Origin of the sequence: Salimicrobium halophilum, from assembly GCF_900100295.1 — a bacterium.
GTDB lineage: Bacteria > Bacillota > Bacilli > Bacillales > Halobacillaceae > Salimicrobium > Salimicrobium halophilum.
In genome coordinates this window covers 12,326-38,053 of sequence record NZ_FNEV01000012.1, presented here as the reverse complement: position 1 = coordinate 38,053, position 25,728 = coordinate 12,326, and the positions used below count along the sequence as shown (strand labels likewise).

25 protein-coding genes and 2 tRNA genes are annotated in these 25,728 nt (G+C 47.5%); 2 read left to right on the top strand and 25 right to left on the bottom strand.

All coding sequences use genetic code 11. The features are described 5' to 3' along the window. Positions 1 to 4 precede the first annotated feature (4 nt). The 3 genes from hpt to spoIIE form a co-directional block, all read right to left on the bottom strand. Entirely contained in the window at positions 5 to 550 is a 546-nt protein-coding gene (gene hpt, locus BLQ44_RS14820) for a hypoxanthine phosphoribosyltransferase (protein WP_093194675.1), read from the bottom strand. Continuing rightward, complete coding sequence (gene tilS, locus BLQ44_RS14815) at positions 543 to 1,931, bottom strand: tRNA lysidine(34) synthetase TilS (RefSeq protein ID WP_143004725.1); 1,389 nt, start codon at positions 1,929 to 1,931, stop codon at positions 543 to 545. The genes hpt and tilS overlap by 8 nt, the downstream gene beginning before the upstream one ends. A 306-nt stretch (positions 1,932 to 2,237) precedes the next feature. Then, positions 2,238 to 4,622: a stage II sporulation protein E gene (spoIIE, locus tag BLQ44_RS14810; protein WP_093194673.1), complete on the bottom strand. Its 2,385-nt coding sequence runs from the start codon at positions 4,620 to 4,622 to the stop codon at positions 2,238 to 2,240. Between the two features lie 223 nt (positions 4,623 to 4,845). Between spoIIE and BLQ44_RS14805 the strand changes: the two genes are divergently transcribed. Together BLQ44_RS14805 and BLQ44_RS14800 are read left to right on the top strand one after the other, a co-directional pair. Beyond that, positions 4,846 to 4,919: transfer RNA gene (locus BLQ44_RS14805), tRNA-Met, on the top strand. Positions 4,920 to 4,924: 5 nt separating this feature from the next. Beyond that, positions 4,925 to 4,996: transfer RNA gene (locus tag BLQ44_RS14800), tRNA-Glu, on the top strand. A 209-nt stretch (positions 4,997 to 5,205) separates the two neighbouring features. Here BLQ44_RS14800 and BLQ44_RS14795 read toward each other — a convergent pair. The 22 genes from BLQ44_RS14795 to BLQ44_RS14690 form a co-directional block, all read right to left on the bottom strand. After that, on the bottom strand, positions 5,206 to 5,595 hold the full coding sequence (locus BLQ44_RS14795; protein ID WP_093194672.1) for a S1 domain-containing RNA-binding protein: 390 nt from the start codon (positions 5,593 to 5,595) through the stop codon (positions 5,206 to 5,208). A 77-nt stretch (positions 5,596 to 5,672) separates the two neighbouring features. Next, the gene (locus BLQ44_RS14790) at positions 5,673 to 6,050 is read right to left on the bottom strand and encodes an FtsB family cell division protein (protein ID WP_093194671.1); all 378 of its coding nucleotides are present in this window, start codon (positions 6,048 to 6,050) and stop codon (positions 5,673 to 5,675) included. A gap of 64 nt (positions 6,051 to 6,114) precedes the next feature. Continuing rightward, positions 6,115 to 6,567, bottom strand: a complete 453-nt coding sequence (gene yabQ, locus BLQ44_RS14785; protein WP_093194670.1) for a spore cortex biosynthesis protein YabQ — start codon at positions 6,565 to 6,567, stop codon at positions 6,115 to 6,117. Then, on the bottom strand, positions 6,564 to 6,848 hold the full coding sequence (gene yabP / locus BLQ44_RS14780; RefSeq protein WP_093194669.1) for a sporulation protein YabP: 285 nt from the start codon (positions 6,846 to 6,848) through the stop codon (positions 6,564 to 6,566). Before yabP ends, yabQ begins: the two co-directional genes overlap by 4 nt. A 55-nt stretch (positions 6,849 to 6,903) precedes the next feature. Then, positions 6,904 to 7,167 (bottom strand): RNA-binding S4 domain-containing protein, encoded by a 264-nt coding sequence (locus BLQ44_RS14775; protein ID WP_093194668.1) that lies wholly within the window; start codon positions 7,165 to 7,167, stop codon positions 6,904 to 6,906. Then, positions 7,164 to 8,615: a bifunctional methyltransferase/pyrophosphohydrolase YabN gene (gene yabN / locus BLQ44_RS14770; RefSeq protein ID WP_093194667.1), complete on the bottom strand. Its 1,452-nt coding sequence runs from the start codon at positions 8,613 to 8,615 to the stop codon at positions 7,164 to 7,166. The genes BLQ44_RS14775 and yabN overlap by 4 nt, the downstream gene beginning before the upstream one ends. After that, the gene (locus BLQ44_RS14765; RefSeq protein WP_093194666.1) at positions 8,616 to 10,127 is read right to left on the bottom strand and encodes a putative polysaccharide biosynthesis protein; all 1,512 of its coding nucleotides are present in this window, start codon (positions 10,125 to 10,127) and stop codon (positions 8,616 to 8,618) included. A gap of 440 nt (positions 10,128 to 10,567) precedes the next feature. Then, on the bottom strand, positions 10,568 to 11,104 hold the full coding sequence (locus BLQ44_RS14760) for a stage V sporulation T C-terminal domain-containing protein (RefSeq protein WP_093194665.1): 537 nt from the start codon (positions 11,102 to 11,104) through the stop codon (positions 10,568 to 10,570). Between the two features lie 61 nt (positions 11,105 to 11,165). After that, on the bottom strand, positions 11,166 to 14,699 hold the full coding sequence (mfd, locus tag BLQ44_RS14755) for a transcription-repair coupling factor (RefSeq protein WP_093194664.1): 3,534 nt from the start codon (positions 14,697 to 14,699) through the stop codon (positions 11,166 to 11,168). A 79-nt stretch (positions 14,700 to 14,778) separates the two neighbouring features. After that, positions 14,779 to 15,009, bottom strand: a complete 231-nt coding sequence (locus BLQ44_RS14750) for an anti-sigma-F factor Fin (protein WP_093194663.1) — start codon at positions 15,007 to 15,009, stop codon at positions 14,779 to 14,781. A gap of 80 nt (positions 15,010 to 15,089) precedes the next feature. Beyond that, the gene (pth, locus tag BLQ44_RS14745) at positions 15,090 to 15,647 is read right to left on the bottom strand and encodes an aminoacyl-tRNA hydrolase (RefSeq protein ID WP_093194662.1); all 558 of its coding nucleotides are present in this window, start codon (positions 15,645 to 15,647) and stop codon (positions 15,090 to 15,092) included. Between the two features lie 281 nt (positions 15,648 to 15,928). Continuing rightward, a complete protein-coding gene (locus tag BLQ44_RS14740; RefSeq protein ID WP_093194683.1) occupies positions 15,929 to 16,579 on the bottom strand; it encodes a 50S ribosomal protein L25/general stress protein Ctc in 651 nt (216 codons plus the stop codon). Positions 16,580 to 16,640: 61 nt separating this feature from the next. Further along, on the bottom strand, positions 16,641 to 17,597 hold the full coding sequence (locus BLQ44_RS14735; protein ID WP_093194661.1) for a ribose-phosphate diphosphokinase: 957 nt from the start codon (positions 17,595 to 17,597) through the stop codon (positions 16,641 to 16,643). Positions 17,598 to 17,612: 15 nt separating this feature from the next. After that, positions 17,613 to 18,992 carry a bifunctional UDP-N-acetylglucosamine diphosphorylase/glucosamine-1-phosphate N-acetyltransferase GlmU gene (glmU, locus tag BLQ44_RS14730; RefSeq protein ID WP_093194660.1) on the bottom strand — a complete coding sequence of 460 codons (1,380 nt, stop codon included), beginning with the start codon at positions 18,990 to 18,992 and terminating at the stop codon, positions 17,613 to 17,615. 269 nt (positions 18,993 to 19,261) lie between these two features. Then, positions 19,262 to 19,555: a septation regulator SpoVG gene (gene spoVG, locus BLQ44_RS14725; protein ID WP_093194659.1), complete on the bottom strand. Its 294-nt coding sequence runs from the start codon at positions 19,553 to 19,555 to the stop codon at positions 19,262 to 19,264. A gap of 118 nt (positions 19,556 to 19,673) precedes the next feature. Next, positions 19,674 to 20,495: a pur operon repressor gene (gene purR, locus BLQ44_RS14720; protein ID WP_093194658.1), complete on the bottom strand. Its 822-nt coding sequence runs from the start codon at positions 20,493 to 20,495 to the stop codon at positions 19,674 to 19,676. Positions 20,496 to 20,554: 59 nt separating this feature from the next. Further along, entirely contained in the window at positions 20,555 to 21,424 is an 870-nt protein-coding gene (gene ispE, locus BLQ44_RS14715; protein WP_093194657.1) for a 4-(cytidine 5'-diphospho)-2-C-methyl-D-erythritol kinase, read from the bottom strand. Positions 21,425 to 21,501: 77 nt separating this feature from the next. Then, a complete protein-coding gene (gene veg / locus BLQ44_RS14710) occupies positions 21,502 to 21,765 on the bottom strand; it encodes a biofilm formation stimulator Veg (RefSeq protein ID WP_093194656.1) in 264 nt (87 codons plus the stop codon). A gap of 89 nt (positions 21,766 to 21,854) precedes the next feature. Next, positions 21,855 to 22,730, bottom strand: a complete 876-nt coding sequence (gene yabG / locus BLQ44_RS14705; protein ID WP_093194655.1) for a sporulation peptidase YabG — start codon at positions 22,728 to 22,730, stop codon at positions 21,855 to 21,857. A gap of 46 nt (positions 22,731 to 22,776) precedes the next feature. Continuing rightward, the gene (gene rsmA, locus BLQ44_RS14700) at positions 22,777 to 23,655 is read right to left on the bottom strand and encodes a 16S rRNA (adenine(1518)-N(6)/adenine(1519)-N(6))-dimethyltransferase RsmA (RefSeq protein WP_093194654.1); all 879 of its coding nucleotides are present in this window, start codon (positions 23,653 to 23,655) and stop codon (positions 22,777 to 22,779) included. Then, a complete protein-coding gene (gene rnmV / locus BLQ44_RS14695; protein ID WP_093194653.1) occupies positions 23,645 to 24,208 on the bottom strand; it encodes a ribonuclease M5 in 564 nt (187 codons plus the stop codon). Before rnmV ends, rsmA begins: the two co-directional genes overlap by 11 nt. A gap of 122 nt (positions 24,209 to 24,330) precedes the next feature. Beyond that, entirely contained in the window at positions 24,331 to 25,560 is a 1,230-nt protein-coding gene (locus tag BLQ44_RS14690) for a G5 and 3D domain-containing protein (RefSeq protein WP_176757539.1), read from the bottom strand. Positions 25,561 to 25,728: the final 168 nt, after the last annotated feature.

Here is a 25,728-nt window from a genome sequence, read left to right as displayed (position 1 = left end):
CAGTTTAATTATCTTCCCCGCCATAAATCTCAGGCTTCAACACACCGATGTAAGGCAGGTTTCTATATTTCTCATTGTAGTCGAGGCCATACCCCACCACGAACTCATCCGGCACTTCAAAACCGATGGTATCAGCCTTGATGTCGGCATTGCGCCCTGCAGGTTTATCCAGCAATGTCACAATTTTGATGGAGTTCGCTTTTCTGTATTTGAACAGATCGACGAGATAGCTGAGAGTACGTCCACTATCAATGATATCTTCGATGATCAAAAGGTCGCGGCCTTCCACTTGCGTATCCAGGTCTTTTTCGATTTTCACTTCTCCTGTAGAACGCATTCCTGCATAGCTCGATACATCCATGAAATCCATTTCCAAATGGATATCCATACGCTTTACGAGATCTGACATGAAAGGCATGGCGCCTTTCAGCACACAAATAGCCAAAGGAAAGCGATCCTCATATTCCTTCGATAGTTCTTCTCCTATTTCTCTGCATTTATCCTGTATCTCTTCTTCGGAAATCAAAATCCGTTCAATCTCATTATGCATTACCGTTCCTCCTACCAGATCTGTTGTACTTCAAACGCACCAGTGAATCACAAGAGACTTCCACTGCCGCTTTTTTCACTCCCGGAATCCATAGAATCACACCATCACTATCAGTAACAATCGGCCAGTGATCCCTTTCCTTAGCCGGAATCTTCTGATCGATAAAAATATCCTTTATCTTTTTCGTGCCCTTCATTCCTACAGGCTTCATACGATCCCCGTGCTGCCTCGTCCTTATAAGAAGAGGGAACGTCACGTGAGTTGTATCACATATGAATTCATACAAAGAAGTACCGCCCACCTCTGAAGTTCTCTCCGCGGAAATCTCGGCCCCGCCCCACCAGGCGACACTTTCGTCCGGATAAAGTTCACTAGAAAGGGGGAGATCCCGCTCAGGTCTTGCAAATGTGAACGATACTTGATCGTATGCCCTCGTAATCATAAGCCCTTTCGGAAAATCCAGGGAACTGTTTACGCGACCACCATCCATTAATTGTAAAAATAAATCTTCGTGAATGTAAGTAATATCTTCCACTTGATCATTGTACAGATAGTTTAATATTAGATGAAAGGCTCTTCTTTGTAAAGCAATGGGATGACGTTTGAACGATTTGATGGAAAGGGTAGCTTCCTTATCGGAAACATCCACTTCTTCCATGAGTTCTCCGGCTTTCTCTGTAAGAAACGCTTCCTCTTCGTACCTCCGCTCACTGTAAGCCTGGATATGCTCGTGAAGCTTCGGATTCTGACCTTTCAGGAAAGGGAGAAGCGAGTGTCGGAAAGCGTTCCTGGTGTAGACCGTTTCTTCATTGGAAGGATCGTACCTCGGATTTATCTTCCGGCTCCTGCAGTAAGCCTCGATTTCATCTTTGGTAAGAGGAAGGAATGGACGGATGATGCGCCCTCCTGCGAACTCTCTCGCCACCGGTATACCCGTCACACTCTGAGGGTTCGCTCCTCGCACGAGCTGCATGAACAACGTCTCAGTCTGATCGTCTCCGTGATGACCGAGAGCAAGCGAGTCCGCTCCATACTTGCGCATCACACCCGCGAGCGCTTCATACCTAAGCTCCCGCGCCGCTTCTTGAGTACCTATTCCCTTATCCCGTTTATGTAACTCCACATCAAGAGTGATTTGTTCGAAAGGAAGAGAAAGCTGTTCACATACATTCTCTACATATTCACAATCTCTCCGCGACCCTTCGCCCCGCAATCCGTGATCCACAGAAGCTGCGACTACCGTAAGCGGGGATACCTTTCTCCATTCATTAAGATAATGAAGCAGTGCAAGCGAATCCGGCCCTCCGGAAACCGCGACAACTATCGTGTCCCCTTCTGAAATCAACCCATGTTTCCCGATAAACGCAGCCACTTTTTGCACGTCTGTCACTCCTATTGATTTTCTTCCTCCATCGTATCACCCCACACCCCTAATGAAAAGCGGTGACATCCCGCTCAGGAAATCAGGCCAAGTCCGTGAAAATCCTCTTCAGCTCCGCGAATGAGCGTCGAATCTTGTCGAAGGTCCGTAAACAAACGTCAAAGGTCCGCAAAAACTCCCGGCACGTCCGCACAGGATAACAAAATCGAAATCGCAACTCCCGACTTGCCCGGAATATCTATAGAAAAAAAGACTCCGGTGCACACACCGAAGTCCTGTAAAACATCCCCCTCAGACCAACCTCCACTATTGTGCTGTCGATATCGCACTCCACTGTGGTGTAAAGTGGTCCACTCTCCCTGCAATAATCGTCATGTCATCTTTCAGATCTCCCTGGTTCCTAAGTACCTGTTCCAATAATTCATCAGATGCCTGTTGAGGATCTCTCGTCCTGAGAGCCCTGATTCTATCCTCGAGCCATCCTTCTTTGTCGCCCACCCCCTTCAAGCCTTCGACTACTCCATCACTTACCATGATGACGAGGTCCCCGGCTTTCAGTTCCACTTGCTTCGTTTCCACGTCCACTTCCGGAAGAATACCGATAGGAAGGTTTCCCGCTTCTATCTTGATTAACTCCTTCCCTCTTTTGATATAACTTGGAATGCCACCGATTTTGATGAAACGTGAAGTGGCTTTATGCAGATCGATGACCGCGATATCCATGGTGGCGAATATCTCTTCTGTCGATCGAAGCGACAGGATCGAGTTGATCGTTTCGAGTGCCATCGATTCTTTCAGGCCGGAATGAAGCATCTGTTTTAATAGATGAAGAGCTTCCGCACTCTCCACATGAGCCCTTTCCCCGTTCCCCATCCCGTCACTGATCGCTAAGATCTGCTTTCCTTTCCCTACCTCCATGACCGCGTAACTGTCTCCCGACACGAGCCCTCCCCCTTTGGCCATGTGAGAAATCCCCGGAGATACGGTGAAATTCTTTGCGGACGTGAAATGAAAATGATAAAGCCCTGAGCTCCCGGACTCCGAAGCTTTATTCGTCAATACAATCGTTTCCTCAAGCATGTCCGATAAGTAAGGAGCAATCAGCTTAGCCGCCTCTCCCCGATAATCATCAAAAGCCACCCCCATTTCGATATCTACATTGCCCCGCTCAAGCGAATAGATATCGAGCTTCTTCAGACGGATCGAATCTTCATCGAGTTGCCTCTTGATTCTGTGCTCTATGTCTTCATACTGCTTCCTTTCTTTCATAAGATCTTCAGAGAAGTTCTCCATCACCTCGGATATACCGGATAACTGCTCTGCTACAAAACGTCTGCTTTCGGTGATTTGATGAACGAGATGACGGTTGGCTTCGTGCTTCGTCATTTCTTCCCTCATCACCCGGACGACTTTCTCGGGCTTCACACAGTGCTTCTCCAAATACATGGAAGTGAGCGGCTCCAGTTCATCCTGTTTCTGCAAGTCCCTCTCCAGATTCGTAAACAACTGATAGGTCTGTCCGAATTCCTTCACCCAGCAGTTCTCTTTCTTGAAACAAAGCTGACAGGTGTGGGCGGTGACATCACTGAGCAGGCGATCTTTCTCCATTCCAACATCCTCTCTCCTGCCCTCCCCCGCCTTTTTAAAACTGTGAGCGATCGTCCTGAACACACTCGAAAACCTGTCTATCTGTCTGGCAGTGACGTCGCGAACTTCTTCGACGTACTTATTCCTTTCCAATTCATGCTCCTTCGTTCCGGGAATAAACCCGGCCAGTCGCTCCAACACTTTCCCGGGAACCAAAAAGAACAGAACGACAGCCACCCCTGCGGTTTGCACAGAATCATAAAAAGATAAGTATTCCGGAGTATAAGCACTCATCAATACCGTACCGATGAGGAAACCGATACTTACCCCGAAGCGCCCCCCTTCTCTCAGCATGCCTCCAAGCACCCCTGAAAAAGCGAGGAGGCTCATATGGTACAAGTAATCTGCCTGGGCCAGGCTCAATACGAGGCCGATCACCACGCCTGTCGTAGCGCCGATAGCAGCACCTGCAGCATATGCCAACATTAACAAGAGGACATAAGCCGTGACTTCCGCTAACTGCACGCCTGCTATATTCCAGCCGATCATTCCTGTGAACACAGACGCCACCAGAATAAGGAAGCAGATGACTTCTTCATGGCGCAGGGTAAGAGAATAACGATCCGGTGATAATAAGCGGAGACTCTGCATAAAGATAAGAACAAGAAGCAGGCAAAACAGTGCTTCGACACCGGCAAGCATCCATTCGTACATATAGGAAGGTCCAAACCATATCGCCCGTGCTGTCAGACAGGAAACAGCCGCAACGATAGGCGTCCATCTTGGTGAACGCACAAAAAAGTGAAACAACATGAAGGAAACAAGAGCCACCACCTGAAATACGCCGTATTCGATGCTGAACGTAAAACCGCCAATAGAAATCGCAACAGCAACCGGTAAAAACGCGGACTTTCTTTTCTTCCAGACCACCGCGGCAAAAGCTATAGCAAACGGAGCCATCACTGAGAGAATGACAGCTCGGCTCAACAACAAACCGAGAACCATAATTCCGGCCAGTTCCCATGAAAAAGACTCTTTCACACGTTTCCCGATCATTCCCCTCTTCCTCAGACGTGAGAAGGGGCGGGCTATTACCTCTGCCATACCGTATCACTCCTTTTTCCTGTTATTCATTTAACCACAGGAAAACTGAGGACCTTGTCAAAATAAGAGGAGTGCCGTACCAAAATATATGAGCCTCCTCTCTGTTTTTCACTGTTATTCTGCAAAGAAAGAGAAACGGAATATTCTGATTATGAAAATTTCCTACATAACCGTTGACAGTTTTTTTAGGATTGTGTATTATAATCCCTGTGCTTAAAACAACGGCGGCGTAGCTCAGCTGGCTAGAGCGTACGGTTCATACCCGTGAGGTCGTGGGTTCGATTCCCTCCGCCGCCATACCCGGCCCGTTGGTCAAGTGGTTAAGACACCGCCCTTTCACGGCGGTAACACGGGTTCGAATCCCGTACGGGTCATCATTTAAAACCCCTGTAGAAAATAATTATTTTCTACAGGGGTTTTTTTAGATTAAAGTAACGTTTGATGAGATGGCTCCTGAACTGAATCTCATTAAAAAAAACGCATGGAGACGGATTACAAAGATCCGTTTCCATGCGTTTTCATTTATCGCCGGGACGATTCCGGCTTCGTCTTGCATAGTTCCTCGATTGTCATAGACAGCAAACTACCCTCTCTTAGAGCCGCGGCCTCCGCGTTTCGATTCCGTATGCTTTTTCAGTGACGTCAAACGTTCATCACTGTCTTTCATGAAGCGGTTCATCTTTTGTTCAAAAGATTCTTCCGGCTTACGAGGTTTTTGGGGCTGAGAACGCTTTGGAGTTTCCTTCGCTTTTTTGATGGAAAGACCGATCTTACCATCGTCCCCTACATTAATGACTTTTACTAGTACTTCGTCCCCGCGACTCAGATGTTCATTAATGTCTTTGACATAGTTATCGGCAACTTCACTAATGTGAACCAAGCCGGTCTGCCCTTCCGGGAGCTCGACGAATGCTCCGAAATTAGTGATCCCTGTTACCTTACCCTGCAACTTGCTGCCTACTTCAATGGCCATAAAAAAAATGCTCCTCCTTAAAAGTTCGATAAAAGAATTTCCTACTTAGTTATTATATATAAGCTTGAAAAAAAGTGTCAATATGAAGGTTCTTCATTTGGAAGTTTAAATATGATTTCTCCTTCTTTGGAGAAGAAATAGTTACTTCTGGCGATCTCGAGCACATACTCTTCTTCATTCAGCAGTTCAATCTCTTCCCTCAGGTTTTCTTCGCTTTCCTTAAGGGATCCCATCTCTTCCTGCAACTGTTCATATTCCTCTTTTTTCTCAGCGTATACCATCCGTTGTTGCACGTGATAAATAGCGAGTGAGCTTGTTACGATCAGCGTGAGCAAAGCGAACAAAGCCAGACGGCGGAGAAGTCGCTTCTTCTTTCTCCCCTGTCTCTCTACATGGGCATCGTACTGATCCATGTATGTAGAATCCAGCCGCGTCACCGACTTCTTTTCATTCATAGCTTCACAAGCCTCCTTTCACTCATTATACATGTTTTTTCTTCATTGTAACCTATAAATCCTTTTATTTGCGTAGTATTTTTCTCACATACGCCCGAAGAGCACGCCAGCCTTTGTTCACAGGCATCCACGCTATGTAAGTAATTCCCTTTTTTACAAGCCGATAAACAAAGAGAATCAAGCGTCGAAACGGACGCAGGAGAACACCGACCACTTTGATGATCCCTCTGAAGGTGCGGGTGACGAAAGAAAGGCACTCCAAATAAAAAGGACGAAGAAGTGCCTGATAGAAAGCAAATCCACATCCAAGCGCAAGAAATACATAGATTCGTATAATTCCTTCGTTCACCTGATAAAGCAACCAGAAGATCATCATCCCCTGAAGAATTCCGGCCCCTATTGCCACGAGGACAAATGGACGTACCCTCCACGTACGCCACGTATCCGTAAAAGCTCCCACACCCGCCCCACCGCCTATCATCGCAAACATCGTCCAAAATTGCTCGGTCAATGTCATTGGAACATCCGTCCCCAGAATCCTTTCTCTTTCGATCCGTTCGCCTGCTCTACATAGGCCACTTCCTGGATATAGCCGCTGATCGATACCTCTCCGCCCGTGACGTCCAAGTTCTTCAATTGCAGTTCCCGTCCCCTTACCACCATGTAGCCAAGTACCGTTTCCAGAAGAAATTCTTCGCTGTCAAAGCTGTCCACTTCTTTGATTCCTGTCATCTCGAGTGTCTTTCTATCCTTCAGGTTGATCGAATGTTCTTTTTTTGGCGTCTGTCCCTGTTCCATAAAAAACAGCCCCTTTCTCTAGTACAAGCTATGCGAGAAAGGGGCTGTTTAGAACTCAGTCCTTATTTACGGGTTCTTCTTTTTTGATTTCGTAAAGATCCGCTGCGTCTTCTTTTCGAACGGTTTCTTTCAATTCCTTCACTTCGATCGTCAGGATCTTCTGACCGAATTGAATACGCAATTCGTCTCCGGATTTGAGCTTACTGGCTGCTTTGCCGGGCTGTCCATTAATCTGGATCCTCCCCTGGTCCGCCACTTCCTTCGCAAGTGTTCTCCGTTTGATCAATCGGGCATTCTTCAAAAATTTATCCAATCTCATAAATCGTCTCTCTCCTTCTCTTTTGCTTTGATCCACCACTGTTCCAATTCCTCTAATGGCATCTTTTCTAACCGTTGACCGCTGCGCTCTGCTTCTTCTTCCAAAAAGGTGAAGCGCCTGCGGAATTTTCGGTTCGTTTCCTGTAGTACAAGCTCTGCATCAATCTTGTCGTGCCTTGCAAGGTTAGCGACAGTGAATAGGAAATCCCCGAGTTCTTTCTCCTGTTCGCGTTTCGACTCGGCAGACGTATACTCTTCCCACTCTTCTTTCATTTTATCAAGAACAGCTGCCTTTGAATTCCAGTCGAATCCGACTTTGGAAGCTTTCTTCTGGAGATCGATCGCCTGCAGAAGTGCCGGTGAGTGTTTCAATACGCCGTCGAGAAGCGATTCGCGTCCCGAGGTGTGCTTCTCTTCCTGCTTGATGGCTTCCCAGTTGCGATTGACGTCTTCGGTCGTCTGTACCTGCGTATCACCGAAGATGTGAGGATGGCGCCGGATCATTTTCTCCGTAACAGATCGGATGACGTCATCAATGGTGAAATAACCCTCGTCTTCTCCTATCTGACTGTGGAGCATCACCTGAAGCAACACATCTCCGAGTTCGTCCGCAAGATGCTCGTCATCTTCGGAGTCGATCGCTTCAATCACTTCGTACGCTTCTTCAATCAGATACTTCTTCAGAGACGCATGGGTCTGTTTTTGATCCCACGGACATCCTCCAGGCCCGCGAAGCCTGGCAATCACGTGGCGTAATTCCCCGAACTGATGACTCAATGATTCAGCATTTGCCGGCGGAACGTAGACACTCGTCAAATTATCCACTACCACTTCCCGATCGAGTTCCTCCAGGGAGACCGTTTCAACCCGCTCCTTCTCACTGCCGGCTGCTGTCACAATCGTTACCGGATAGTCGGCCGGTAAATCCTCGAGAAGCGTCAATTTCACTTCAGAGGCGATCATCGTGTCGTACACCTGACAAAACAGGGTGTGCTGACGATACGATACGTCTTTTCTTTCAAAACCGGTAGCATCTATGAACTGCAACCCTTCAATCGGATCGATCCGTAGAGCCTTGAATGTATCGTCGAGGAAACTTTGGCCTCCCTCAACTGTGACTTCTCTATCCTTTTGATCGAGAAGAAGTTGAACCGTACGTTCGGCAACCATCGGGTGACCCGGAACCGTGTAGCAAATATCCGCTGCCTCCGATGCTTCGAGCAACTCTCCGGTAATCGCACGATACACTTCTTCAAAAGAATCGAAGCGCTCATATACTTCATCAAAACTCTTGAATGTTACTCCCTCACTCTGAAGGGATAGAACAGCCGGATGATCCATTGTACGCGTGAATATTCTGTTTTCTCCGGATGTCAGCGTCCGATAGACGCCGAGAGGGAGCTGATCTATATCCCCTGCCCCGAGGCCGATGATTCGTATTCTTCCCATTCAGGAATCCTCCTTCACTATCCATTTTCTCCATTCGGAAGGGACCACCGTGTCAGGGACCGTGCGGAATTGCCTCAGCAAAAAGCCGTAAAGGAAAGCTCCCGCTCCGGATAAGACCAGGACCCATCCCAACAGCACCAGACGACTATCCGGACTGTAGACGGACTGAAGCATCCCTATCACCCCTGCCATACCAAGAAGTGCAGGCAGAAGCCGTCCCTTCCTCCATATGAATAGGTTTCTATGTAGTTTTCTTTTCAGCAATTGTACATGGATGATGACGATGAAGCCAGCTGCGAAAATAGAAGCCAGAGCCGCTCCATATTCGTGGAAGTGCGGAATCAGTATTACGTTCCCTATCACTTTAACTATAAGTCCGCCACATATTACAGCAGCCGTCTTCCCTACATACCCGAGCCCCTGAAGCGCGGAAGCCGAAGTTACGGCTATGGAAACCAGGATGACGTTCACCATTTGCAGTCGAAGAACACCGGTTCCTGAAGTATCCAGATAAAAAAGCCGGTTTATTTCAGGAAACAGAACGAGAAGCCCGACACACGCCGCCGTACTGATCAACAAAGTGATCGTCATCGCCTGAGCTACCGCCTGCTTCGCATTATCCGCCCGTACGACTGCCGGCAATAGCGACAAAGCGACGGAGGAAGCAAGGACGAGCACGAGCTGAATGAGCGGCTGTGCCCGATCATACACTCCTTTCCACTCCCGTGCCTCTGCCACTTTGTACCCGTTCTCCGTCAGAAGCGGGACGAATGTGAAGGCATCAGCGAGCTGCAAAAGAAGCATCAGCATGTAGTTAATACCTATCAGAAGACTATAAAAAACAACACGACGCACATAAAAAAAGCGCGGGATGCTCTCCTTGCCCTTCGTCGAGAAGGCATTTCTGCTCCATTTCCAGCCCAGATATATACAGGAAAGCACCATACCTGTTACTACCGCTGTGGCTGTTCCTGTCCCGATTAGATAGACATCGCCGATCATATAAGCAGCAGCACTGGCTATGAGAATCCCGACGACCCGCACAAACTGTTCGATAAGCTGAGAGACGGCAGAGGTCTTCATATCTTCTTTTCCCTGAAATATTCCGCGCAGTGCAGCTAAAAACGGAACGACCAGGAAGATAAGAAAGGACGCTTCCAGGGACGAAGTCAACTGCTCATCCCCCATAAAACCGGCTATCGAAGAAGCGCTCGCATAGCCGATGGCTGCCAGTGCGAAGAAAAAAGCGGATAGCCAGGTGAGAATGGGTATGTAAAAAGAGGAGATCGACATGGATGCCCCGTCTGCAATAACCCGAGACACAGCTGCGGGTATCCCCTGCAAAGCAAAAACGATACCTATTCCGATGATCGGATAGATCTGCTGATATACATAAAAACCGACATCTCCCCCCAGATTCTGAAGAGGGATCCGATAGCCGGCACTCAATACTTTCCCTATAACCCCTGCCACGAAAAGCCACGCAGCACCTTTCAACCATTTAGAAGACATACCAAAACCCTTTTCTTTTATTATAGCATAGAAAAGCGGGATCACCCTGCTTAGAAACTTCAGTCACAAGTAGACATGAAATGTGGAGCCATCCCGCGTAGAAACCTTAGTCATAAGCAGCCTTGGCTTCTTTTGAGTGCTTTCCCCAAAAAAGGCGAGGCTGCTTATGGCTCCGGTTTCTGGATGGCGCAACTGGACAAATAGAAGAACGGAATCACCCCGCCTAGGAAGTTATCCGACAGAAATTGCATCAAGCAACTACAAAAGTGCCTCATAACTTATAGTATGCTCCATTTTTTCATCCATCTACTCCAAAACTGTCGGATACAAAATCATATACGGTGATTTTGACCTGATTTTGTTCAAAAAGTGTCGCATAAAATCCTAAGCACCGCCCCGGCACACAAAAGCAAACCGGAGATGTCGTGACATCACCGGTTTCATTCCATCTGTTTCCCTATAAAAAGAGCAGCTACCCTCAACGAAAGACCGACCTCGTCTTCCATCGGCGCTCCTTCTGTATTCCAGGCAGCAACGCAGCCAATGACATCTCCATGAGAGAAAATAGGAACAATCATATAAGAAATGAGATCCATTTCTTCACCTTTCACCATTTCCTTCGGTTCCGGATGCTTCTCCATCACCGGCTTCCTTCCGGCCATCGCTTTTTCGAACTCAGCGCCGATTCGCGAACCCTTATATTTCTTCCCGGAAGTTCCGGCAATAGAAACGAAAGCATCGCGATCACTGAATAAAACGGTCATTCCCGTTTCCTCAGATAAAGACGTCGCGTATTCTTTAGCTATTCCCTCAAGCTCCAGGATCGGCGAATATTTCTTCAGAATGATTTCACCTTCCCGGTCGACAAAGATTTCCAAAGGATCCCCTTCCCTGATCCGGAGCGTGCGCCTTATTTCTTTCGGTACGACGACACGCCCGAGATCATCGATCCTTCTGACAATACCGGTTGCTTTCACACGCATTCCCTCCTTTTCCATAGACTGGTCTTAGTATGGATAAAGAGGGAAATCCTATGCATCACCCTTCGTCCCGCATCATTTCAGGAAGACGATCGATGAATTCTTCTATGAGTTCATACCTTCGAGGCTTGGTATTCCTGTCCAGGCGGAACCGGACGTTCAATTGATTTTCGTCCGTGCCAAGCTGCACCATACGACCGTACTGATTCGCCATCTCGAACAGTTTCGCCCCGTCGATCGCCTGGCTCTGTTCTTTTTCCATTACCATTTCGATCATGTGTTTCTTCTCCGTTATTTCTTCGATCCGCGCCTTCTTCGCCTTATGTTTCAACACAGCTACCTTGAATAATTTCTCCACCTGCTCCGGATAATCTCCGAAACGGTCGATCAGTTCATCACGAAGGTCGTGGACATCTTCTTCCGACTCTACGGTCTGGAACCGTTTATACATATCGATTTTCTGTTTCTCATCAGAAATATAGTCACCCGGAAGATAAGCATCGAGATCGAGCTGTAGCTCAGGCTGGAACGGCTGCACGGCTTCGGGTGTTTTCCCTTGCCGTTTCGCTTCGATTGCATCCTTCAGCATCTGGGAGTACATATCGAACCCGACGGAATCGATGAATCCATGCTGCTGGGCACCGAGAAGATTCCCCGCTCCCCGGATCGACAAGTCTCTCATCGCAATCTTGAAGCCGGACCCGAGCTCCGTGAACTCCTTGATCGCCTCAAGACGCTTCTCCGCGACTTCCGTCAGCACTTTGTTCTGCTGGTAGGTGAAATAGGCATAGGCGACACGATTGGATCTACCGACACGGCCACGGATCTGATAAAGCTGGCTGAGACCCATCTTATCCGCATCATAGACGATAAGCGTGTTCACATTCGGAATATCGACACCGGTCTCAATGATGGTCGTGCTGACCAGGACATCATACTCCCCTTCGAGGAACGAGAACATGACGTTTTCAAGCTCCGTCTCATTCATTTGACCATGAGCGAACGCTACTCTCGCCTCCGGTACCAGCTCCGCTATATGCGCAGCCATCCGTTCGATATTCTCCACTCGATTATATAGAAAGAATACTTGTCCGTTACGCGCCATTTCCCTTTCTACCGACTCACGGATGAAAACCGGATTGTACTCGATGACATAGGTCTGAATAGGGAAACGGTTCTCCGGAGGTGTTTCGATGACAGACAAGTCACGAACCCCGAGCATCGACATGTGAAGCGTACGTGGAATAGGAGTGGCCGTAAGTGTCAGTACATCTACGTTCGCTTTCAGCTGTTTGATCTTCTCCTTGTGCTTCACCCCGAACCGCTGCTCTTCATCGACGATCAGAAGACCGAGGTCTTTGAATTCTACATCTTTCGACAGCAGCCTGTGCGTACCGACGACGATGTCGACAAGACCTTTTCTCAATCCTTCCGAGTTCTCCTTCAGCTGCTTCCGTGTCCGGAACCGGCTCATAAGCCCTATATTCACTCCGAAATCCTGCATCCGCTCTGTAAGGGTTTCATAGTGTTGCTGGGCAAGAATCGTCGTCGGGACGAGGATAGCGACCTGCTTACCTTCCGCAATCGCTTTGAATGCAGCACGAAGAGCGACTTCCGTCTTGCCGTAGCCGACATCTCCGCACAGAAGTCTATCCATCGGGCGCACCCGCTCCATATCATGTTTGATTTCTTCGATACACCGGATCTGGTCCGGGGTTTCTTCATAAGGGAATGCTTCCTCGAACTCTTTCTGCATCTCCCCGTCCTGTTCGAAGGAATGCCCCCGGGAAGCTTCGCGTTCGGCGTAGATCTCGATCAGGTCATCCGCAATATCCTCTACCGATGACTGGACACGTCGTTTCACCTTCGCCCATTCCGAGCCGCCGAGTTTGTAGATCTTCGGCTCTTTCCCTTCGGATCCGACATATTTCTGGATCAGATCGATCTGCTCGACAGGTACAAACAGCTTGTCGTTGCCGGAATACTGGACCATGAGAAAATCGTTATGCGTCCCGCCGGATTCGAGCGTTTCTATTCCTAAGTATTTCCCGATCCCGTGATGGGAATGAACGACGTAATCGCCGACGTTCAATTCCTGGTAACTCTTGATTCTCTCGGCATTCGATATCTTTTCTTTCTTTTTCCGCTTCTTCGGTGTACTTTTCTTGAAGAGTTCCCTCTCTGTAAGGACAGCAATCTTGTGAAGCGGCCACTCAAACCCGGCTCGGAGGGTACTATCGACAATCACCGGCGTGGACACCGGAAGTGATACGTCCTCCCCGCCTATGATGGCTTCCATGTCGTAATCCTCAAGCACCGAATGCACTTTTTCTTTACGTTGTTCGTTAGGAGCAGCGATGACCACCGAGAACTCCTGCTTCTGCCACCGCTCCATCTCGTTTTTCAGCAAGTTCATCTGACCGTGGAATTCCTGCATCTGACGCCCGGTAATGTTCACAACATTCCCCGGCTGAGTCGACGGGATGTGGCGCATGAATACAGAAAGGTACACACGCTGGTGCGTCGTTTTGGACCAGATGTCATGCCAGTCATGCGAAATACGGAGATCTCTTACCGTCCGGCCGTTCTCAAGGAGATTACGATGCCATTCGGCTTCTTCTTCATCTAGACGTTGAGCCGTCTCCTGGATCCGACTCATTTCATCGAAGAAGATCAGCCCATCCTCAGACAGATAGTCCAATAGACTTTTCGTATCTTCATAAAAAAAGTTCATGTATTTATACATGTTCTCAAATGGTTCCTGCTGTTCGAGACGTTCTTTATCATGGGAAATTTCTTCATAAAGGGTCTGTTTCGCTTCGTTATCGGACCATTTGCCGATCGTCGCCTGATAGGCATTATCCAATTGATGAAGAGCTCTGGCATAATCCTCGGGCTTCAGAAGCATTTCGGTCGCCGGTTTGATGACGGCGCTTTCAAGTTTTTCTTTCGAACGCTGTGTTTCTACGTCGAACGTCCGTATAGAATCGACTTCTGTATCGAACAACTCAATACGCAGAGGATTCTCTTCGGTAAGCGGATAAATATCCAGAATCCCTCCACGCATGGAGAACTCTCCTGGAGATGAAACCATTCCGACACGCTCATATCCGATTCTAACAAGCTTCGACAAATAGTGATCAAGGTCTATATCTTCACCTGTTGTAAAAGACAGCCGGGCTTCCTGCCAATAGGAAATAGGCGGCATGATACGCTTCAATGCCGCTACAGGTGCTATACATATCCCGGATGCTTCATGCAACCATTCATTCAAAGCATCGATCCTCTGACTTTTCAGTTCAGGACTCGCAATCGCAATCTCAGAAGCGATCAATTCATTGACCGGATAAAGGTGCACCGGACATTCGTCCGACCACTCCTGCAGATCTTCATACAATTGCTGAGCCTGATTCAGCTGGTGGGTGATGAGAAGCACCGGCTTGTCCACCGCTTCCTGTACGATGGAAACGAGCATACTTCTAGAAGTGCCCGACACTCCGGCCACCATCTGTTCTTTCACGCCGCCTTTCACCCCATCAATGATCGATGCGATGTCTTCCTGAGGACGCAAAAAGTCTTTTACTCCATTCATAATAACCATTCCTCCGCCTTTACAGCTTCCTCTTCCCTCTCTCGTTCACGGACGCCCCGTTCGGAAGCGTCTTTAAGTCTCATTGAATAAAATAATACGGATCTCTGTAATGTAAGTAGTTCTGCTGCATGTCCTGGCACTCGTCACATACTACATGAAGTACTACATCCCCGTTATTCTGCACATCCACCATTCTTTCGATATCTTCTGCATCAAGTACATCGAACCCGAGCTTAGATAAAGGAACCTGATCTCCCTGAATGGTAGCAAGATCCCGATCACAATGACGACATGTATAATGTATATGCATAAGATGACCTCCTGAATACAAGCTGTATTTAGTGTGATCATCCAGGGCTCTTCTTATACCGGCCGCAGAACAGAAGCCGTTTATTTATTGAATTCGTTCATCACTTCGTCAAATGACCGGGATATCCAGGCCTCACAAGCTTCTACGGAACGATCTACACTCTCTTCCATGAACTTTTTCTCTTCCTTGCTGAATGTATCGAGAACATGATTGATGACCGACCCATCTTTCGGTTTTCCGATTCCTACACGTAAGCGCTTGAAGTCTTTCGTACCTAGTTGTTCGATGATATCACGGATTCCGTTGTGACCTCCATGACCACCTTTTTGACGAAGACGGATTTTCCCCGGTGCCAAATCCAAATCATCATAGACGACCAGCAGATCCTCTTCTCCGAGCCCGAAATAATCGAGAAAAGCACGCACGGCTTCACCGGACAGGTTCATATAAGTCTGTGGTTTCAGGAGAAGAACTTTCTCTCCGTTCACGTGTTCCGTTGTAAAAAGACCGTTGAATTTCTTTTTCTCCACGGTCCAGTGGTTCCGCTTCGCCAATTCATCAATCACTTCGAAGCCGATATTATGCCTTGTCGCTTCATACTTCTTCCCCGGGTTCCCTAACCCTACTATACACTTCATAAACTGAACTTCCTTTTCTATTAAATGATTATGATTATTATAGCATATAAAAGCGGAGACACCTTGCTCAGCCCTTCTCGCATAAGTGAAAATCAGCCTAAAGAAGCGCTTTTCTTCTTTATGGATGGTTTTCACTTATGTCGCTAAGGGCTAGGTGTCATAGCTAGACATGAAATGTGGAGCCACCCCGCTTAGAAACTTCAGTCACAAGTAGACCGGTCACACAAAAGCGAAAAGAAAGGGCGTGCCCTTTCGGCTACGCCCCCACTTTATCTTTTCTATTAGGAATCTTTGTTTTCGTCGTCGCCTTCGTCCTCATCATCTTTCTCTTTAAGGACTTCCGGTTGCTCGTCCACTTCTTCTTCCGGTTCTTCCGGCATCTCTTCCGGAGGAGTAACCGAAACGATGGTCGTATTTTCATCTTCCAGAATTTCGTAGTTACGTCCTTCCTTCAGATCGCCGACCATGATGCTGTCACCGATTTGAAGCTCAGAAACGTCAACAAGAATTTCTTCAGGGATTTCGTTCGGCTTCGCACGTACAGCAAGTTCATAAAGCGGCTGCTGCAATACTCCGCCTTCGCGCACGCCTTCCGCTTCTCCTGTCGTATGAATCGCAACTTCTACGTCCACATCTTCTTTCATGTTGACGGCATAGAAGTCCGCATGCATCAATTCGTCTTTAAGCGGATCGATCTGGTATTCGTGAAGCATCACGTTCAACGTGTCGCCTCCGTCTACATCCAGAGAGATGATCGCGTTCTTACCGTTGTCTCTCACTGTCTTCAACAACTCAATGCTGTTCACAGAAAGAGTTACAGGGTCTTTTTCTTTACCGTAAACAACGCCAGGTACGTCCCCGCGTTCACGGATTTCCTTCGTTTTAGATGTTAGCAGGTTATCTCTTTTGTTCGCTTTAAGTTTAATAGCCAATTTCATCTACCTCCAATATTTATCGTTAATATATACCCCTTGCTTACACAAGATAAACGTATTAATCGAATAAAATACTTACAGATTGACGCTCATGCACGCGGATAATCGCTTCACTGATGAGAGGAGCCACGGAAAGCGGAGTAACTTTTTCGCTCTTCTTGTCATCTCCGAGTGGAATCGTGTTCGTGACTACCAATTCCTTGATCTCCGAATCGTCGATGCGGTTCATAGCCGGACCGGAGAGTACAGGGTGGGTACAGCATGCATACACTTCCTTAGCTCCGTTCTCGACAAGTGCATTGGCTGCTAAGGTGATGGTACCCGCCGTATCAATGATATCGTCGATGAGAATCGCCGTTTTCCCTTCGATATTCCCGACGATGTTCATGACTTCCGCCACGTTAGGAAGTGGACGACGTTTGTCGATGATAGCGATCGGAGCTTCCAATCGATCCGCCATTTTCCTTGCGCGGGTAACCCCGCCATGGTCCGGAGACACGACTACTATATCATCAAGGTTTTTCTTTTCAAAGTAATCCGTGAGCGTCGGAACCCCTACCAGGTTATCAATCGGAATATCGAAGAAACCCTGGATTTGTGGAGCGTGAAGATCCATCATGATAACACGGTCCGCTCCTGCTGTCTGAAGAAGGTTTGCTACGAGCTTCGCTGTAATCGGTTCACGAGCGCGCGCCTTCCTATCCTGTCTCGCATAGCCATAATAAGGCATAACGATGTTGATGGAATTAGCGGATGCCCGCTTCAACGCATCAATCATGATCAAAAGCTCCATCAAATGCTGGTTGACCGGTGCGCTTGTTGATTGTACGACATATACATCACAACCACGGATACTTTCATCAATATTGATCTGAACTTCCCCGTCGCTGAATGTTGTAACCGTACATTTCCCAAGCTCAATGCCTATATTGTTGGCAATTTCCTCTGCCAAAGCAGGGTTGGAATTCAGGGAGAATACCTTCAATTCCGAATTTCGATAGTCCTTAGCCGCCATGGAACGAACCCTCCATTAATCTTTTTTCATTGATTTTAACTTTTGCGCATAACCTTCTTTGTTCGTCTGTCTTGCTCTTGCGATAGACAGTGAGTCAGCAGGTACATCTTTGTTGATGGTCGAACCGGCCGCTACATAAGAACCTTTCCCGACCGTTACCGGCGCAATAAGGTTCGAGTTGCAGCCGATGAACGCATCGTCCTCGATCGTAGTGAGGTATTTGTTCTCCCCATCGTAGTTTACCGTGATGGTGCCACAACCGATGTTCACGCCTTCTCCTACATCCGCATCTCCGATATAGCTGAGATGAGAAGCTTTGCTTCCTGTGCCGAGCTTCGATTTCTTCACTTCCACGAAGTTACCGACCTTCGCTCCATCTCCGAGTTCGGACTCCGGACGAATATGTGCAAACGGACCGATGTTTACTCGACTGCCGACTCGACTGTCCGCAACCACGCTTTGTTTCACTACCGTACCTTCTCCGATGAAGCTTCGTTCCACGGAGGAATTAGGCCCGATCACTGCATCGTCTTCAATGACGGTATCGCCTGTGATGGTCGTCCCCGGGTGAATCGTAACGTCCCGGCCGATGACCGCCTCCTCACTTATATAAGTGTGAGAGGAATCGATGATCGTAACACCATTCTTCATGTGTTTCTCGTTGATTCTCTCCCGCATAAGCGCTTCTGCTTTGGATAAAGCGACACGGTCATTGACGCCAAGTGCCTCTTTCAGATCATCCATCTGATAAGCACTGACAGCCTCGCCTTCACCCTGAAGGATTTCCATTACATCAGGTAAGTAATATTCACCCTGGGCATTATTGTTCGATACGTTAGAGAGTGCCCTGAAAAGCGACTCATTATCAAAACAGTAGGTACCGGTGTTGATCTCCTGAACCTTACCTTCTTCTTCGGAAGCATCCTTCTGTTCTACGATACGTTCCACATTACCTTCCCCGTTCCGAATAACACGTCCATATCCGTGCGGGTCTTCAGCGTGAGCTGTAAGTACCGTCGCTTTAGCACTCTTCTCTTCATGATGCGAAAGAAGGGATTCGAGTGTTTCGCTCGTCAGAAGCGGCGTATCACCGCAAACGACGACAGTCGTCCCTTTTTTATCAGCAAGGTAGTCCCCTGCCTGTAAAACGGCGTGCCCTGTGCCAAGCTGTTCTTCCTGAATGGCATATTTACTGCTGTCTCCAAGCTGCTCCTGAACAGTCTCTGCTCCGAAACCGACCACAGTAATGATCTCTGATAGTTCCAATTTGTTTAATTGATCTGTTACGTGCTGCACCATAGGCTTTCCGCACACCGGATGAAGAACTTTATAAAGCTTCGACTTCATCCTCGTACCTTGCCCGGCCGCAAGCACTACTGCAAAACGATTGGCCATGAAGTAACCCCCATCATAGTTATCCACTATGAATATTATCTTAAAACAGAATTAATTTCAACATTCACTGAAAGTAGTGATTACAAAAACACAAACATGGGTATATTATAAGCAACAGCAGGCGACAGGCTCTCCTTCCGTATCCTAAGGAAAAACGCCAGAAGCAGCCCCTTCACAAACAAGGGGGCCCTTTCACAAATTCCAGGAACGGAATACCACCCGAGCTAAAAAAAGAACCTAACCGTATCGGTTAGATTCTCTTCTCTCCCTTAAGAAGCGCCTGCTTCCTCATATTCCACTTCATTCGGTTCTTCTGCCCGCTGATACTCCTCGAGCACAGCTTCCTGGATTTTACCTCTGGTACCGGAGTTGATCGGGTGTGCAATATCACGAAATTCTCCGTCCGGTGTACGCTTACTCGGCATTGCGACAAACAGACCATTGTTTCCATCGATGACACGAATGTCATGTACGACGAATTCCTGATCCAAAGTAATAGAAGCAATTGCTCGCATTCTTCCTTCTGTGTTTACTCGACGCAGCCTTACGTCAGTTACTTCCATTATCATTCACCACCTTTGTGTATAGAGAGCTTGTTATATAATTTCTACTCTATAACAAAGATTCCTGCTTTATTTAGAAAAAAATTTACTATTTTCTAATTAATTTGGTAATTCCTTCTTAGGAAAGTCTGCGGAGTAAATTCCCAGGCTGAACCTCGATTTCTTTCGTTCGATCATCTACGTGGAGAATTTGCGTCAATGATACATAATCATCCACTACTCTTTCTTCCTCTTCGTCTTCAGCTTCGGCGAGCACGCCGATTCCTGCCACTTCCGCATCGAACTCTTTCAAGAGGCTTTTCATTCCATTGATCGTACCGCCGGCCTTCATGAAGTCATCAATGATACAGACTCTCGAACCTTCCTCGAGCGAACGTTTCGTCAGGACCATGGTCTGTATCTTACGCGTAGACCCGGAAACATAATTGATACTCACCGTAGATCCTTCTGTCACTTTCGGATCCCTTCTCGCTATAACCACAGGAACATTCAGATGAGTCGCCACTGCATAAGCAAGTGGAATCCCTTTCGTCGCCACCGTCATGACAGCATCAATGTCTTTATCGACGAAAGCAGATGCGAAAAGCTTTCCGATCGTATCCACCGTGCGTGGTTCTCCGAGCAGATCACTCATAAATAAATAACCGCCGGGGAGAAGACGTTCTGTGTCCGAAAGTTTTTCACATAATTCCTCGACGAAGGATTCCCCGTACTCTGCGGAATAGGCAGGGATATACTTGATTCCGCCAGACGCGCCGGCTATCGATTCCAGGTATCCCACCCCTTCCTGACGAAAACGTTCGTCAATGATTGTCAGATCTTCACTGATGGAAGATTTGGCAGACTGGTATTCTTCCACAAAGAAAGGCAGAGATATCAGGGTACGGGGGCGCTCTATGATATAACGGGTCATGGAAACTAAACGTTTACTTCTTTTCATAACTAGAAACTCCTCTGAAATCCGAATATTTTATTTAAATATAACAAAAATGTACGGATTCAATCAAGCGTTTCTTTTGTTCCCAGCAGTCGAACCATATAGACTTCTTCACAAAACCCTTTCAGGTGATTATAAATTCTTCTCGCCTTCACGTCCTGGTCCACGAGTGAAAAGACGGTAGGACCGCTTCCACTCATAAGAGAAGCGTCCGCTCCTGCCTGAAGCATATGTTCTTTCAATTGAGCGACTTCCGGATACTGCTTCACCGTCACTTCTTCGAGCGTATTCCCTATATACTGGCACATGCCTTCATAATCCCCTTCTTCCAAAGCTCTGATCATCGCTCGGGTATCCGGATGGTACGCCTCCTCCACCTTCAAGGATTGATAGATCGTTTTCGTAGAAACCCCTATCGGCGGCTTGGCCAAAACGATCCAACAGGGCGGTGGTGCCGGGATTTCTTCGATCTGTTCGCCTCTTCCGGTTGCAAAAGCCGTGCCCCCGTGCACGCAAAACGAAACATCCGACCCGATCTCAGCCCCGATTTCAGCCAGTTCCTCCGGCGTAGTGTCGAGTTCGAACAGCCTTGCCATTCCCCGTAGCACAGCCGCTGCATCACTGCTTCCCCCGGCCAATCCTGCTGCAACAGGAACATGTTTCGTGAGCGTGATGTAGACGCCCTCTCTTATATCAAAGCGCTCTTTCATTTTTCGGGCAGCCAGGTAGGCGAGGTTCCGTTCATCATTCGGAACATACCGACTTTCCGCTTCTAACACGATTTTATCTTCTTCTAAATATTCGAGTTCAATACGATCCGCAAGATCGATGGTGGTCATCACCATCTCCACTTCGTGAAAACCGTCCTCACGTTTATGTAATACGTCGAGCGACAAATTGATCTTCGCCGGCGCCTTTTCCATTATATACATACCAACACCCACTTAAACGTATATTCTGAGTGAATTGTACCACAAAACGGCAAAACAAAAAGCAGCAAACGATATGTTTACTGCTCCGCTACTGCAACTGGTGGCTGCTCCTCGAAACTGAGTTCCACGGTTTCCGTTAAAACATCCGCGTAACTGTAGGATACTCTCTCATAAGCATTTTCTTCCTGGTCAAGTTCGACAATGAAAACGGAAGGATACGTTTCTGAAAGAATACCTGTACGTTCAATCGTTTTACGTCGACCACCGTTCGCTTTTAGTGTCAGACGGTTCCCGATTTGTTCTTCTAGCGTGTGCTTGATTTCTACCAATGTTTTCGCCACTAGACTCCACCTCACTAAAATGAATTGTAACATATATACAGGAGATGGTCAAATAATCAGTATATTATAGCAATGTTAGAGCGATGATGTCAACTGAACGAATGGGAAAAATCTTCGATCGCCGGCATTCCAATCCGTAACATGCCCCGGGTCTCCACGCCCCCCAAACCATCCGTACCGCTCACCGTGTTCCTTACCACCTGCCATATATCCATATGTTCCATAAAAGAAGTATAGGCAACCCTGGCAGCGATATATACGGGGTCGATCGCATGAATATTCACCCGGGCAGGAGAGCTGGCAAAATTCGCCCCTGCCTGAATCAAATGTTCAAAATGAGACTGGCAGGCACCCGCAAAAATGACGAGCTGGTCAAATCCGGGATATTGCCTTCTTATCGTACGGACCGTTTCTGCATAATAACGGGAGTAGCGGTAAGCCTGGAGATCCGTCTTCTCCCCTTTTCCTTTCAGATAAGCATCATGCCCGGTCAAAATGACAATTTCCGGCTGCACCTTTTCGATCAAAGGAAGAACTTTATCCGGCATTTCTGTTTCTCTGACGTGCTGGCCGTGAACACGGAGCCCAAGTTTTTCATATAAACGGATGCACCTCTTCAAAAAAACGGAGTCTCCATCTATATGAAGGATCCTCGGGGGGACCTGGAAATAATCACCCTTCTTTTCATAAGCATGTTTGGAAGCTTTTTCTTTTCTGGCTTCTTTCAAAAGGCGATAATCCTGCCGGAACAGACGATACGAATAGTCTTCCTGCTCTTCGACCACGTTTTTAAAAGCTTCATAATCCCGATCAGATAGTTTAGAGACATCCTCATAAGGAGCATCTGCCTTCAAACGCAATTCTTCCCCCTGTAAGTAAACATCATCTTCCTGAATATCGATAATGCGAAAGACTACGTCATGATTATAAGAATACCTCGTTACCAGATCTCCCTTTTTCAACATCTCCGGTCACCTCTCTATAACCTATGCGAAGGCCTAAAGATTGTGCCTATTTTCTGACGGAAGTGAAGGTGTTAGCCAACAGAGCGAACTCTTCCATCGTCAACGATTCCCCCCGGCGAACGGGATCGATGCCTATCTCTTCCATGCGCTCACGGATCTCCGGTTTTTCGAGTGTCCCTTTGAAGAAACTGCCTAAGTTATTCATCAACGTTTTTCTCCGTTGTTTGAAGGAAGCCCTGACCATCTCGAAGAAAAACTCCTCGTCCTCTACGTCGACCGGAGGAACCTCCCTCTTCTCCAGGTGCAGAACGGCAGAATCGACGTTCGGCTGCGGGACAAACACGGATTTCGGAACGATCATCGGAATACTCGCTGTGGTGTAGTACTGCACAGCTATGGACAACGAGCCATAACTCTTCGTATTGGGAGAGGCCGACATCCGCTCTGCGACCTCTTTTTGAATCATGACCGTAATACTTTGGAACGGCAGGCGCTCCATCAAAAGCTTCATAAGAATAGGTGTAGTGATGTAGTAAGGAAGGTTTGCAACCACTCTTACTTCCTCGCTTGTGTTAAGCAATTCCTTCACAACCTCTTCTACGTCCGCTTCCAAGATGTCCTGATTAATGACTCTTACATTGCCGTACGGACCCAGTTCTTCTTTCAGAACGGGGACGAGTCGCTGGTCGATTTCGAATGCCGTGACGGATTGTGCATGGAGCGCGAGTTGTTCCGTCAGTGCCCCGATACCTGGACCGATTTCAATCGCTGCCGTATTTTCCGTGATACCTGCGTGATGCAACATATTCTTGAGAATATTCACATCTACGAGAAAGTTCTGACCGAGGCTTTTCTTAAAAGAAAAACCTGCTTTCGCTAAAATTTCTTTGGTGCGACCGGGTGTCGCAATCGCCTTATTTTCCATCTTTCTCCTCCTGGATGATTTCTTTCATCAGTCGATCCACTTCGTCCTTGGTAATTTGAAACATATTCAGCCGACGGACCAATTGTTTAGCATTCGTATGACCGATGTGAAGCCTGTTTCCAAGCTTCTCACGCCTCTGTCTTGAGAGAGGACCTCCAATCAGACCATAGGGAATCAAATCTCCTTTATGCAGATTCCCTTCAGCATCCGGACTCACTTCATACACACGGGAAAGGGCTTCTCGTATATCTTCGATGGAAGCGTGTTCCACCCCTACTCCTTTGTCGTATTTCGCTAGTGCCATGTGTTTCGGCAGGAAAGCATGTTTACAGTCCGGAACGTGTTCAGAAACGATATGCCGGATACGCTTTCCCGGATAATCAGGGTCTGTGAAAATAATGACCCCACGCTTCCTGTTGGCGTGCTCAATCTGCTTCAGCACTTCCTCTCCTATGGCCGAACCGTTCGTCTCAATAGTATCTGCATCGACCGCCAGCTTTATTTTCTGTGTATCGTCTTTGCCTTCGACGACAATGATCTCTTTTACTTTCACTTGTTCTTCCTCCGTTCATATGCTTCTGTAAGCATACCATGTAAGAAAAGCGTAGTCATCCGCTTCTCTTTGAACATGAAAAGAGCAGGGGGAACTCCCCTGCTCTGTTTGGATCACTGGTATTAATCGAGAATCTTCACTTCGACACTGCGACGGCCGAAACTGAATGCTTCTCCTTTGTTTGGAACGTGAAGATCGATACGGTTGCCGTTGATCGCTCCACCTGTGTCAGCGGCTACTGCTGTACCATAGCCTTCTACCCATACTCTAGAACCGAGAGGGATGACGCTGGGGTCAACAGCGACCACTTTCTTGTTCGGATTCGCGTTCAAATTGACTCCGGTTGCTGTAATACCGGAACACCCTGCACAGTCAGCTGTGTAAGCTGTCGCCTCCATTTGCAACGTGCGACTTGCACTGCTGCTGGATGCAGACGAAGAAGCAGAGGAAGAAGAAGCCGAACTGGAATTATTCGTCGTCGTAGCAGCAGCTACTGCTGTCTGACGCTTCGGTTCTTTCGTTCCTACGGCAACTACGCGGTCCTGGCTTTCTTTCTTCACTGTTTCTCCAACGATGACGCGGTGTTCAATCTTCCCGTTGATTTTCGTAATCTGGTATTCCCGTTCTACGATCCCCGGGCTTCCTGCTGAGACGACCTTTTCTTTTCCTTCAAGTAGATTACCATCCTGTTTCGTGACCGTCGGATATTCCATCTCTTCTTCTTTCGTTTTGACGACCCGCTCTACACGAGTGATCGTAACCGGTGTCGATGGATCGAGAGAAGCTGTCGCTTTCGGTTTCAGACGATCATCTCCATCGAGAGAGATAGATTCCTCTTTCAGGAGTTCGTCTACTGTGGAGGCAGTCGTCCATACTTTTTCTTTCTGCGTGCCATCTTTCACCGTAACCTGGAAGGCACGATCGATAGAGATGGTCATGTCGTTTTCAACACTCGCTGATGATTTATGGGATAGCTCGTCGTGATCTTTCATGTCGATCCCTTCTTCTTTCATCAGCTCACCGACCGTGGAAGCAGTCGTGTACACTTCCCTGGTCGACTCCCCATCTGCAACCTGGACGGCTTTCGCCTGGTTGTATTCGATATCCATTCCATATTCAACGGAATCGGACAGCGAATGGGATAATTCATCATGATCTCCTGTTTCGATATTTAGTTCATTTAATAGTTCAGCTACTGTATCGGCATGCGTACGGACCAATTCTTTTTCGCCATTGGCAGATACCTGTACGCTTGTTTTAGTGGAATGAAATACTACGATAGATATAAATGCGATTGTGACCGTGGATACTACGGACATCCATAAAAGCTTAGAAGTAAAAATGCTTTTCACTTTCGTAAGCCTCCCTTCTTTTGAAAAACTCTGCGTCAGATTGTAGTAAGGACATTCGTCCCCGTCAACCAAACTGCTCCCAAGGAAAAAGGAGCCAGTTTGTCTTACACTGACTCCTTTCATTATGCATATTTACCTAGACAATGAACATAACAGGAACATTACAAT

Coding starts and splice junctions, on each gene's coding strand:
- rsmA (WP_093194654.1), bottom strand. CDS start 23,655: ATGGAAAATAAGGCGATTGCGACACCCGGTCGCACCAAAGAAATTTTA.
- BLQ44_RS14735 (WP_093194661.1), bottom strand. CDS start 17,597: ATGGCGGCTAAGGACTATCGAAATTCGGAATTGAAGGTATTCTCCCTG.
- spoVG (WP_093194659.1), bottom strand. CDS start 19,555: ATGGAAGTAACTGACGTAAGGCTGCGTCGAGTAAACACAGAAGGAAGA.
- yabG (WP_093194655.1), bottom strand. CDS start 22,730: ATGTTGAAAAAGGGAGATCTGGTAACGAGGTATTCTTATAATCATGAC.
- ispE (WP_093194657.1), bottom strand. CDS start 21,424: ATGTATATAATGGAAAAGGCGCCGGCGAAGATCAATTTGTCGCTCGAC.
- hpt (WP_093194675.1), bottom strand. CDS start 550: ATGCATAATGAGATTGAACGGATTTTGATTTCCGAAGAAGAGATACAG.
- yabQ (WP_093194670.1), bottom strand. CDS start 6,567: ATGACATTGACCGAGCAATTTTGGACGATGTTTGCGATGATAGGCGGT.
- glmU (WP_093194660.1), bottom strand. CDS start 18,992: ATGGCCAATCGTTTTGCAGTAGTGCTTGCGGCCGGGCAAGGTACGAGG.
- BLQ44_RS14750 (WP_093194663.1), bottom strand. CDS start 15,009: ATGCATATACATTATACATGTCGTCATTGTGATCGGGATCTTGCTACC.
- pth (WP_093194662.1), bottom strand. CDS start 15,647: ATGAAGTGTATAGTAGGGTTAGGGAACCCGGGGAAGAAGTATGAAGCG.
- BLQ44_RS14775 (WP_093194668.1), bottom strand. CDS start 7,167: ATGAGATTGGATAAATTTTTGAAGAATGCCCGATTGATCAAACGGAGA.
- BLQ44_RS14765 (WP_093194666.1), bottom strand. CDS start 10,127: ATGTCTTCTAAATGGTTGAAAGGTGCTGCGTGGCTTTTCGTGGCAGGG.
- spoIIE (WP_093194673.1), bottom strand. CDS start 4,622: ATGGCAGAGGTAATAGCCCGCCCCTTCTCACGTCTGAGGAAGAGGGGA.
- yabN (WP_093194667.1), bottom strand. CDS start 8,615: ATGGGAAGAATACGAATCATCGGCCTCGGGGCAGGGGATATAGATCAG.
- BLQ44_RS14790 (WP_093194671.1), bottom strand. CDS start 6,050: ATGAATGAAAAGAAGTCGGTGACGCGGCTGGATTCTACATACATGGAT.
- purR (WP_093194658.1), bottom strand. CDS start 20,495: ATGAAAAGAAGTAAACGTTTAGTTTCCATGACCCGTTATATCATAGAG.
- BLQ44_RS14795 (WP_093194672.1), bottom strand. CDS start 5,595: ATGGCCATTGAAGTAGGCAGCAAGTTGCAGGGTAAGGTAACAGGGATC.
- mfd (WP_093194664.1), bottom strand. CDS start 14,699: ATGAATGGAGTAAAAGACTTTTTGCGTCCTCAGGAAGACATCGCATCG.
- yabP (WP_093194669.1), bottom strand. CDS start 6,848: ATGGAACAGGGACAGACGCCAAAAAAAGAACATTCGATCAACCTGAAG.